General features: G+C 36.5%; 9 protein-coding genes. 7 read left to right on the top strand and 2 right to left on the bottom strand.

Annotated features, from left to right (window positions below):
* Positions 1 to 134 precede the first annotated feature (134 nt).
* The 3 genes from FG383_RS06405 (at position 135) to FG383_RS06415 (ending at position 5820) form a co-directional block, all read left to right on the top strand.
* Positions 135 to 2474, top strand: coding sequence for a helix-turn-helix domain-containing protein (locus FG383_RS06405; RefSeq protein WP_142606109.1), 2340 nt, complete (start codon positions 135 to 137; stop codon positions 2472 to 2474).
* A 760-nt stretch (positions 2475 to 3234) separates the two neighbouring features.
* The gene (locus FG383_RS06410; RefSeq protein ID WP_142606111.1) at positions 3235 to 4623 is read left to right on the top strand and encodes an MFS transporter; all 1389 of its coding nucleotides are present in this window, start codon (positions 3235 to 3237) and stop codon (positions 4621 to 4623) included.
* A gap of 15 nt (positions 4624 to 4638) precedes the next feature.
* Positions 4639 to 5820: an amidohydrolase gene (locus FG383_RS06415; RefSeq protein ID WP_142606113.1), complete on the top strand. Its 1182-nt coding sequence runs from the start codon at positions 4639 to 4641 to the stop codon at positions 5818 to 5820.
* A gap of 68 nt (positions 5821 to 5888) precedes the next feature.
* On the opposite strand, the gene FG383_RS06420 is transcribed toward FG383_RS06415, so the two are convergent.
* Positions 5889 to 6518: an alpha/beta hydrolase gene (locus FG383_RS06420; protein ID WP_142606115.1), complete on the bottom strand. Its 630-nt coding sequence runs from the start codon at positions 6516 to 6518 to the stop codon at positions 5889 to 5891.
* A gap of 249 nt (positions 6519 to 6767) precedes the next feature.
* Here FG383_RS06420 and FG383_RS06425 point away from each other — a divergent pair, with 249 nt between their 5' ends.
* On the top strand, positions 6768 to 7031 hold the full coding sequence (locus tag FG383_RS06425) for a hypothetical protein (protein WP_142606118.1): 264 nt from the start codon (positions 6768 to 6770) through the stop codon (positions 7029 to 7031).
* Between the two features lie 103 nt (positions 7032 to 7134).
* The gene (locus tag FG383_RS06430) at positions 7135 to 7377 is read left to right on the top strand and encodes a hypothetical protein (protein ID WP_142606119.1); all 243 of its coding nucleotides are present in this window, start codon (positions 7135 to 7137) and stop codon (positions 7375 to 7377) included.
* A gap of 31 nt (positions 7378 to 7408) precedes the next feature.
* Here FG383_RS06430 and FG383_RS06435 read toward each other — a convergent pair whose 3' ends face one another.
* Entirely contained in the window at positions 7409 to 8296 is an 888-nt protein-coding gene (locus tag FG383_RS06435; RefSeq protein WP_142606121.1) for a DMT family transporter, read from the bottom strand.
* A 146-nt stretch (positions 8297 to 8442) separates the two neighbouring features.
* On the opposite strand from FG383_RS06435, the gene FG383_RS06440 reads away from it, so the two are divergent.
* Together FG383_RS06440 and FG383_RS06445 are read left to right on the top strand one after the other, a co-directional pair.
* Entirely contained in the window at positions 8443 to 9744 is a 1302-nt protein-coding gene (locus FG383_RS06440) for an ATP-grasp domain-containing protein (RefSeq protein WP_142606123.1), read from the top strand.
* A gap of 58 nt (positions 9745 to 9802) precedes the next feature.
* On the top strand, positions 9803 to 10246 hold the full coding sequence (locus tag FG383_RS06445) for a CotY/CotZ family spore coat protein (RefSeq protein WP_185907864.1): 444 nt from the start codon (positions 9803 to 9805) through the stop codon (positions 10244 to 10246).
* The last annotated feature ends 422 nt before the right edge of the window (positions 10247 to 10668 follow it).

Below are 10668 nucleotides of genomic sequence, written 5' to 3' on the forward strand. Positions count from 1 at the left end.
ATAAAATGTCAATACTATATGAAAAGTTGTATTATTCTATCAATTGATGGTCGCGGTATGATGAAATGATATATGTTGCGTCATATACTTCTCTATTAGTAAGATGACGATAACAGGTTTAGGAGGTGACCGTAATGGATGAGCGATTAAAGGATTTTCATCTACGGATACAGAAAATTGGTTCTGTTGACCGTGAAGTGAATCGCGGAATCGAGTTTGTTTTAGTAATCGAGGGTAAACTCACGATTGAAACGAACAGTCGAATATATCAACTGAAAGAGAAAGACCTACTTGTCATTAATCGAAACGAGCTTTTTGAAATGAAAGGAAATAAGGAGAACAGTGTTTTACGTTTTACTATTTCTGATTCGTATATGGATCAATCCTATAAAGAGTATCGACATCAACGGTTTGAATGCTTTTCGCAGGATATTGATATCGGTCGTGAAGCATTGGTGGATCAGCTTCGTACGTTCTTTGGTGAAATGGTCATTACGTACTTTCGTAAAGACGATATTTACACGATTGAAATGCAACGAATCGTGAGTGAAATTCTTCTAATACTTATTCGTCGTTTCAAAGAGGAAGGAAATGCGTTGGGGCAGTTAGATGCTGAAGATGATAGAATTGTTCAGCTGATTGATTATATGGAGAGACATTATCAAGAACCAATTACTCTAGAACAGATGGCACAAAAGTTATATATGTCTCCGGGGTACTTATCGCGTTATTTCAAGCGAAAGATGGGAATAGGATTTAGCCGTTTTTTAATGGATATTCGATTAAAACACAGTATGAAAGACTTGCTTTATACGTCAGACTCTATTGCTTCTATTGCGATGAATAATGGTTTTCCAAACACCAAGTCGTTTACAAGCTTTTTTAAGGAATTGTATGAGGAAACACCAAAAGTATACAGGGAACGTCATATGAAAGAGAAAATGAACATCGATAAAACAGCTAGCATAAAGGGTGTTGAAACACTTACTAACTCATCCGCTATTTTTCTCCAATTGGGTTCATTGCTCGCGGAAACAAATAAAACATATAGTAATACGGAAACTCGTTTCGAGGAGTTGCATATGGATGTATCCATTCTGTCAAGTGACAAAATTACTCGTCCAGATCATGTTTTAATCATTCGGGAATTGAAAGAGCTTTTAAAAGAAGATATACGGGAACAAGTATTAGCAGTTAAAGAAGAGTTGCGACTTAGTTATATAGGCATTCAAAACTTAGTCAGTAGTGCTTCATTTCTTCCGACTGTTGAAACAGATGAAACCATTGCTACCTCTTCTCCTTACTTTAAAGCAGATATGGCGATTAACTTTTTGATAAAGCATGATCTTGCCATTTTTAGTCGCGTCAGCTACCAGGATATCTCGACTGATGAAGCATCGTATTTTAAAAAATTAGATAGTTTTTTACGACATTGTCTCCAAGTGTATGGTGAAACTTATGTTAGTAAATGGCATGTTCTCTATCATGAATCGTATGTTACAGCAGTCGATAGTAAAGAACTGCGCCGCATGTATACGAAATTGTATAGTGTGGTTAAAAAAGTTGTACCTGGAATTCATATTGGTGTGTATTTGCCTTTCTCTTACGAAAAAGAACAAACAACTGAGCACCATATGTGGATTTTGCAAGAAGAGGAACATATCGATTTCATCGGCTTTCATGCCAATCAAAATGAAGTGATCGATTTTGAAGAAACAAGTAGTGATCGATTTTTACTAGCAAAGGATTATATTAAAGAAAAAACGAATAAAGTGAAATACTATTTGAAGCAACATCAAATCGACAAACCACTCCATTTAGTGACGTGGAATACGCTATCTGGAAATACACGTTATACAAATGGTACATTTTTTCGAGGGGCATTAGTGTTAAAAAGTGCATGGGATATTTCAAATGATGTACAATCTCTTGCATTTTGGATTAACACCGAATTGCATGAAGTGGATGATCAGCATCACCGTATTCAATTGGAAGGGATGGAATTGTTTCATTACTTTAACGGCAAACGTCCGGCTTTTTACGCGATGTTGTTTGCAGAAAAACTAACTGGTAGTATTGTCGCACAAGGACCAGATTTTATCATGACGGAGTATGAAAGGGGCTATCAATTAATACTGATGAATTGTATTAATGTAAACCCGTATTTCTCTATTGAAGATGCATTTTTAAAGAAGTTGAATAAGGATGTTCGTGTAATTATTTCAGGCTTGAAGCAAGGTGAGTATCAAGTGCGAAAGTATACGTACGATAAAGACAACGGAGCTCTTTATACGAATTGGTGGAATTTAGGTAGTAAACATGGGGTAGATATAGAGATTGCGGAATATATTAATCGACTAAGTCATCCATCTTTGCAAATTTTTGATGAAACAATTGACGGAGACTGGTCTTTCTATTCATATTTAACGATTAACGCCATTCATTTTTTTGATATACGAAAATCGTTCATATAACGATAATGATATAGATGTTCCTGAACACACCAGTGAATACTAGCATAGCTAGTGTCCACTAGTGTGTTTTTTTGTATTTTACGAAGTGGTGGAATTTATGATTTTATCACCAATGAAAGTGAGTCACGTTCAACTAATTACTGGAATATTCCCACTTGTTCTTCGTCATCTCACTCCAAGTAAACTTGTTATTTAAAGAATTGGTTGCTTTTACCAGCAATTTGGTTGCTCTCATGTTTTTATGGTTGCTTTCCGAATCGAATTGATTGCTTTCAATGATCGGTTAGTTGCGCTAAGCCATTTACTGGATTCACACAGTTGAAAAAACTGTATGTAATCTCAGTGAGTCGACACTGATAAGTAAGCAATTTTCTTTGATTTTCACTGCAGGCGGGGACGGCTCATCGCTTACCCGACTGCAGCGAAAGTCTTAGCGGTAACTTAGTAATACGCAGTATTTCTAAGTTGCTCAGCTAACCTTTGAAGGAAGCCTCGTAGACCAAGTTTTACTCGAAGGTAAAATATTGACCGTCTTTTTTGTACCTATTATTTCACCAATCAAAATAATATCCACTTTTATAGAGAAACACATCGAAAAAGGCATGATGAAGAAATGATTTTTCTTTTAGAATGTAGCTATAGGGAAGCTTACCTAACAACTTATTAAAAGGCCTTTTATTAAATTCTTAAGTATTCTGCATGAATCAGCACTTTTAACAAATAATCAATAAGTAAGTGATACAAAATCGAAGGAGTGTGTATGATGGAAACAACCTACAAAGGTACAAATAAAATGATTACAGGTATTGTTTTTGGGGTATTAACATTTTGGTTATTCGCCCAAGCAATGGTTAACGTAGTTCCTGCTATACAACAAGATTTAGGAGTTTCGATGGGAACCCTAAATATAGCGATAAGTTTAACGGCATTATTCTCAGGTATTTTTATCGTAGCAGCAGGTGGTCTTGCTGATAAAGTAGGACGTAAGAAAATCACTAATTTTGGATTAATTTTAAGTATTGTCGGTTCACTTTGTATAGTATTGGCAAATGGTGCGACATTACTCATTATTGGTCGTATTATCCAAGGGATTTCAGCAGCATGTATTATGCCCTCTACAATTGCATTAATGAAAGCATATTTTGAAGGAGCAGACCGCCAACGTGCACTAAGTTATTGGTCGATTGGTTCATGGGGTGGATCTGGTTTTTGTTCGCTATTTGGCGGTGCTATCGCAACATATATGGGATGGAAATGGATTTTCATCTTCTCCATCATCTTCGCTATTCTTGCGTTATGGTTAATAAAAGATACACCAGAAAGTAAAGCAAAAGATACAGGTAATTCAAAATTTGATATTAAAGGATTAATTGTTTTCATTATTACTATGTTGGCGTTAAATATTTTCATCACACAAGGTGCTGAGATAGGTTGGACAAACTGGATTACAATCGTTTTAATCGTAGTGGCAATTATTGGTGCGGTTATCTTTGTAAAAGTTGAAAATGGTAGATCAAATGCATTAATCGATTTTGGATTATTTAAAAATGCACCATATACAGGTGCAACAGTTTCCAACTTCTTGCTTAATGCGGTTGCTGGGACATTAGTTGTTGCAAATACGTATGTGCAAGAAGGAAGAGGATTCACATCTTTCCAATCGGGTATGCTATCTATAGGCTATCTCATTGCTGTCCTAGGTATGATCCGTGTAGGTGAAAAAATCCTTCAAAAAATCGGTGCGAAAAAACCAATGCTTTGGGGCGCATTTTTGACGCTAATCGGTGTTGGCGTAATGGGCTTAACATTCTTACCGGACGTAGCATATACAATCGTCGTATTTATAGGTTTTGCATTATTTGGTCTAGGTTTAGGACTTTATGCGACACCATCTACAGATACTGCTGTATCGAATGCACCAGATGATAAAATTGGAGCCGCTTCTGGTATTTATAAAATGGCTAGTTCACTCGGCTCAGCTTTTGGAGTTGCGATTTCTGCGACTGTGTATGCAATGATTGCAGATAAAAGCGGGGTTGATGCAGCAGCAACTGGTGGTATTATAACAAACGTAGTTTTCGCAGTTATTGCATTGTTATCGATTCTCTTCATGGTTCCTAATAATGCCGGTAAAAATGAAGTTAAATAAGGGAGAGTGCAAATAATGAAAGAAAAACTAATGAAAATGTTAGAAGAACGGGAAGAAGAAATTATTCAAATTCGTCGCTATTTACACGAAAATCCTGAGTTATCCTTTAAAGAAGAAAAAACGGCTAAGTATATTGAAGACTTTTATAAAGGAAAAGACGTGGAAGTTCAAACAAATGTAGGGAATGGATACGGTATTATTGTAACGATTACAGGGGCTAAAGCTGGTAAAACAATTGGACTACGTGCAGATTTTGATGCACTCCCAATTGTAGAAGAAACACCCGTCCCATTTAAGTCAAAAAACGAAGGTGTCATGCATGCTTGTGGTCATGATGGACATACAGCGTATTTATTAGTATTAGCAGATTGTTTAATCCAATTGAAATCAGAGTTAGCTGGAACGATTAAAATCATCCATCAACATGCAGAAGAGGTTCCACCAGGTGGCGCAAAAAGTATTGTAGAGTCCGGATTGCTCGATGATTTAGATGAAGTGTATGGAATTCATTTACTTCCAATGGGACCAGCAGGATTAGTTGGCTATCACGCAGGGTTTTCTTTCAATGGAAGAGCATACATGAAGTTGACAATACAAGGTAGAGGCGGACATGGTTCCTCTCCACATTTAGCAAATGATGCAATTGTTGCAGGTGCCCATTTTGTTACAGCAGTTCAAACGATTATTAGTCGTAGATTAAGTCCATTTGAAATCGGTGTTATCACAATCGGTTCTTTTGATGGGAAAGGTACATTTAATGTCATTAAAGACAGTGTGGAGCTAGAAGGTGACATTCGTTATATGACTGTTGAAACGAAAGAAAAGATCGAAAAAGAAGTAAAACGTATTGTAAAAGGGTTGGAGGAAGAGTTCGGCGTTACTTGTGAATTAACGTATGAAACGGATTATCCACCACTATACAATAATCCTGAATTGACAGCGAAAGTGGCAGAAACGCTTAAAAATGCGAATGATCCACATATTAAAGAAGTGAGAGAATTCCCAGCATTAGCTCCATCGGAAGACTTTGCATATTATGCGGAGAAATTCCCGGCGTGCTTCTTCTATATTGGTTGTACACCTGAAGGAGAGGAAGATCCATATTTCAATCATCATCCAAAGTTCGATATAGATGAAGCATCATTGTTAGTCGCAGCAAAAGCTGTAGGACAAGTTGTATGTAGTTTGCAGGAGTAAATGGAACAAGGCTATCTCAAGGTCAGTTTTGACTTAGAGATAGCCTTGTTTCTATAATCATTCCACTATTAATTCTCTTGCAAAAAAGCAATTAAATCTTGATGATTTTCCGCTGTTACGCCGTGCCCATCACTGTAAGTTTTAAACGTCACATTTGCTCCGAGCGATTCGAAATAGTCTTTGCTTTCTGCCCCCCACTGAGATGGGATAACGTAATCATAATCCCCATGTGAAATAAAGATACTTAAATGATTAACAGGACGCTTACTATATTCTACTTTCACAAAACCTGGCACATAGCCGCTTAATGCCACAACCCTGTTAATAGCATTGCCCATCGTTAGTGCGATAGATTGTGCAAGAATCGCTCCTTGGCTAAAACCTAATAACGTAATATTGTTTGGATCTAGGTCGTATTCTACTTTCGCTTCGTTGATAAATGATTGAATATATGTTACTACTTTATCAAACACGTCACGATCTGGTTTACCTACTTCTGCAATTGTAAAAAATGCATATCCTGGATTGTGAACAATCGGACCACGTAAACTGAAAATATGGTGGGTTTCCTCGAAATTTTTGACTAGCTGTGGTAAATCTTCTTCATTACTTCCCATACCATGCAGTAAGAAAAGTGCAGGCATTTTTTCAGAAGTTACTTTTGGTGCTGAATATTTAAATGTAAAAGGAGATTTCATTTCTCATTCTTCCCTTCAAGCTTAAGTATATCTATTTTAACATAAGCATCTAATTCTTTCGTATAATCGCTTTCAGGGAGAAACTCTAACAGAGGCAAAAAGTGTCTGGAATAAGTATTTGAAAGGGTGTGTGTTAGAACATTTAAGGGCTAGGGCATACCCTTTTTTGTATTATTTAAGCTTATCTTCGTATATATATAGTAATAGATTCGTAGAATAGAATAATGAAATGGTGAATGGGGGGTGCAGATGCGACAATATGTTAGGGAAGAATTGCAATTGTTATTCCAAGTTTTTTTAGGACTATTTTTAGTATTTGGTTTCAGTTGTTTTTTACGTGCAACTACCGAGCAATTTCCGTGGCTATCTCTAATAGGATCGGCAATTGGGTTAACAATTATTTTATTTTTTTTGTCGGGGAAAAAGTACCGTGCATTTTTAATTTCTCTATTAGTGTTTTCAATAATAATGAGCGTGATATTTAATTGGTATTCTATTTTCAACGTGCATTGAAGCATTTTTAAAAAATAGCTTAAAACATTCCGCATTGGATATCCTAATATAGAAGTGAAGAAATATTTCTAAAAAGTTATTTGCCATGTTAGGAGATAAGAATGTGAAAGAATTCAAAGTAACTTATTTTTTTGATGAAGAGCATTATATTCGTAGATTTATCCATTTAGAATCCCAAGAAAAAGCAGAAGAGCTCATTCAAAGTGAGCGAGAGCAATATATTTCGTTTACAGATAGCAGAGGAATTTACCATGAACTGCATACCCGAGATGTTCGGGTGATTCAACTATCGGAATATCATAGAATAGATAAAACGAAAAAAGTATCGGGTTCAAATGAAACCTGATACTTTTTCTATTTTAAAGCTAGTTGCAGAATCAGGAATGTGAACTCCGTCTTCTTCCATACAAATGTACGATAAGCACGCCTAAAATCGCGATGAATCCTCCGGCTATAGAAAGAATTGCGGGTAATTCTCCTAACCACAACCAAGCAACTACTATGGCAATAACCGGTTCTGCATAAAGCAGGCTAGATATTGAACTAGCTTTACTCATGGATAGAGCTATTGCCCAAGTTAAATAGGCAATAGCTGTCGGGAATACCCCTATGTAAATTGCGGACAAATTTGCTTCCAGTGTCGCATGCCCAATGTCTTCTAGCAGTCCAGGAGCAAATACAAGAAAAGGAATAGTACCAGCCCAAGTAAAGTAAGCAGTTAGCTCAATTGGATTGTATTTTAATAATAAAGGCTTTTGGTAAACAAAAAATATGGACGTCGCAATAGCAGCTATAATAACTAAAAATACACCAGGGGAGATGTTGAATAGCGAGTCCCCAGTACCTATTCCGATTAACAAAATACCGACAAATCCAAACCCTAACCCAAACCACCCAATCTTTCCAAGTCGTTCTTTTAACACGAGAACGGCAATAACAGTTGTGAAAATGGGTGCTGAACCAATCAGCATACCTGCCGTGCCTGCTGTAATAGTTAATTGTCCAAATGTTACACATATATGATATACGCTAATTCCAATCCAACTGAGAAGAAAAATTTTGAAAATATCCTCTTTTTTCGGCAACTGAAAATTTATTCGAGGCCAAAAAGCAATAATACCGAATAGGAAGGAAGCAATAATAAAACGAAATAAAATCAAATGCCCAGCTGAATAGCCCCCGTGTAAACTAGCGCTTATAGATGCAAAACTAGATCCCCAAATAAATACGGTAAACGCAGCTAAGATGAAAGCTTTCATCTTCATTTTTCTACACCAAACTTTCTCATACTAAATAAAAGAAGAATCAATTTAAATGACAGAATTAGAGTAAGCAATTAATCCTACATTAAATTTCATCATATAACAACCTATTAAAAAGTTTTAACTTTAAAAAAGGTGTACCAGCATAATTGTCTATTTGGTGGGCAGAGGTAGTTGCCAAAACGTTATTTTATACATATTTTATAGATGCAAGTGTACCAATGAATGGGGGGGCGCATATAAAAACAATTGTATTTATTGGAAGTTACAAGTTCGGAACAAGTAAGGAAGCCTTGATGAGTGCAAAAGAAATGGGATATTACGTTGTTTTATTTACGGACAAGACAAGTAATCTAAATTTCTTAGAAGTTGATCAGTTTGTAATTATGGAACACTTGCTGGATGAGCAGCTGGTGATGGAAGAAATAACAAAGTTAAAGGAACGCGGGAAACAAGTTTGCGCATGCATTAGCTTCATTGATCCATATGTTTCCTATGCGGCCAAATTATCTAACCATCTTGGATTATCCCAAGTTTCGGTAGAATCATTGGGTTTAATGGAAAATAAAATAGCGATAAGGGAAAAGTTGGAAAACCTCTCGATTACCCCTTTTTTTACAATTTTTCATCCAAATGATTCCCCGAAAGAGTTTAAAGAAAAACACAAATTCTCTTTTCCCTTCATCTTAAAACCACCTATTTCCAATGGCTCAAAGGATGTATTACTTGTTGAAACTACCGAGAAGTTTGTAAATGCTTTAAAGTTGGTGCAAAAAAAACATCCAAATAGTCCCCTATTAATAGAGGAGTTTATACAAGGAACACAGTATCTTGTGGAAGTTTTAGTTTACAAAAGTGTTATAAAATTTGTAGGGCTAGTTGAGCAAGAAGTCAAATACAATGGCAGATTTATTGTGACTGGTTATAAGTATCCAGGATTGGTTGACGCAGATGAATATAGTAGACTATATGCTTGCATTTTAAGCATTATAGAACAAACAGGTCTTTCGAATGGCTCTTGTCATATTGAGATGAAACTTGCTCAAGGCCATTGGAAATTAATCGAGATCAATCCCAGAATGTCTGGCGGAGCGATGAACAGAATCATAGAAGAAGGAACAGGAATTAATCTTGTAAAAGAGATTTTAAAAGTATATCTAGGCGAGGAGCCTATTTTAATAGAACAGAGAAAAAAGCATGTATACGCCAGATATTTAACAATAGGTTCTCGGGGGAAGTTACTCAGAGTCACTGGTAAAGAACTGGCATTAATGCACGATGGAGTCAAATATGTTCATATTAAACCTCTCGAAGGAAGAATCCTCACTACCCCATATTCGATGGGGAATCGGTATGCATGCATTATTGCTGTTTCAGATACAGCGGAGCAAGCAGAAGCAAGTGCAATAGTAGCCGCAAAGGAGATAAAGTTTTATCTAGAACCTTTTTGAGCGTCAAATTAAGTAGATCCGGTAAGCTTCTTAAGCCTTAATAAGGGGAAGAAGGAGGTTGAAAAATAAATTGAGCGGCGAAAGAGAAAGTAACCATTGTTTATGTGATGCACTTTACGAATTGAAATCGTTCCAGGATTTACTAGAAAGTTCCAAAACAAGATTTTTTGGACATTTATTTGCCAAAATAGCAGGCACCGATACAATTCCCTTACTCTTAATAAGTAAAAATGGAGAACCTTTAAGTTTCAGTAGTACGGAAGAATGTTTTGAAACAAACTATTTTCGAATCGAGTCCATTGATAGAGATACTTGCTGTACAACAATTTCGTTACTGCGTCCTTTAGATATTGAAGGTAATTTCTCTAATTCTTTTTGTGATGTCGTTAAATTAGAGAAAACGTCTATATGCAAGACCGTTGATTTGTCATGTATATGTGCTATCCAACTGTTGGAAACCGAATTGTTAACAAGAAAAATTATTATTGAGCCGAAATGGTAATGATAGATCTACACCCTAAGCGTATTGGGGTGTTTTTTATGCTCTTGGAATTTATAAAAATCTAGACATGTGCATAATTTTTTTCAAGTAATATAGGTATGCCATTTTTTATATCGAACGTGGTATAGGGATACTGCGTGGGAGTGCGTCAACTAGTATCCGCTAGGATTTTCGCTGCAGTCGAGCGCTTTCCGCCGGGTGAGCGATGAGCCATCCCCGCCGCTAAGGCGTCGTAGGGATGTCTCATTTGCTCACAGAGGAACAAAGGCTAAGAGCGCCACATCGTGTGGCAACGCCTTCGTGACCAACATCCTGTTGGCCTCGGCAGGAGTCGTCGACTGTAGCGAAAATCTATAGTAAAGACTAACTTATCAGAATCTAATATAAAGAATAAATGGTTGAACGAGACAATATTCCCTTTG

Origin of the sequence: Psychrobacillus soli (assembly GCF_006861775.1) — a bacterium.
GTDB classification, from domain to species: domain Bacteria; phylum Bacillota; class Bacilli; order Bacillales_A; family Planococcaceae; genus Psychrobacillus; species Psychrobacillus soli.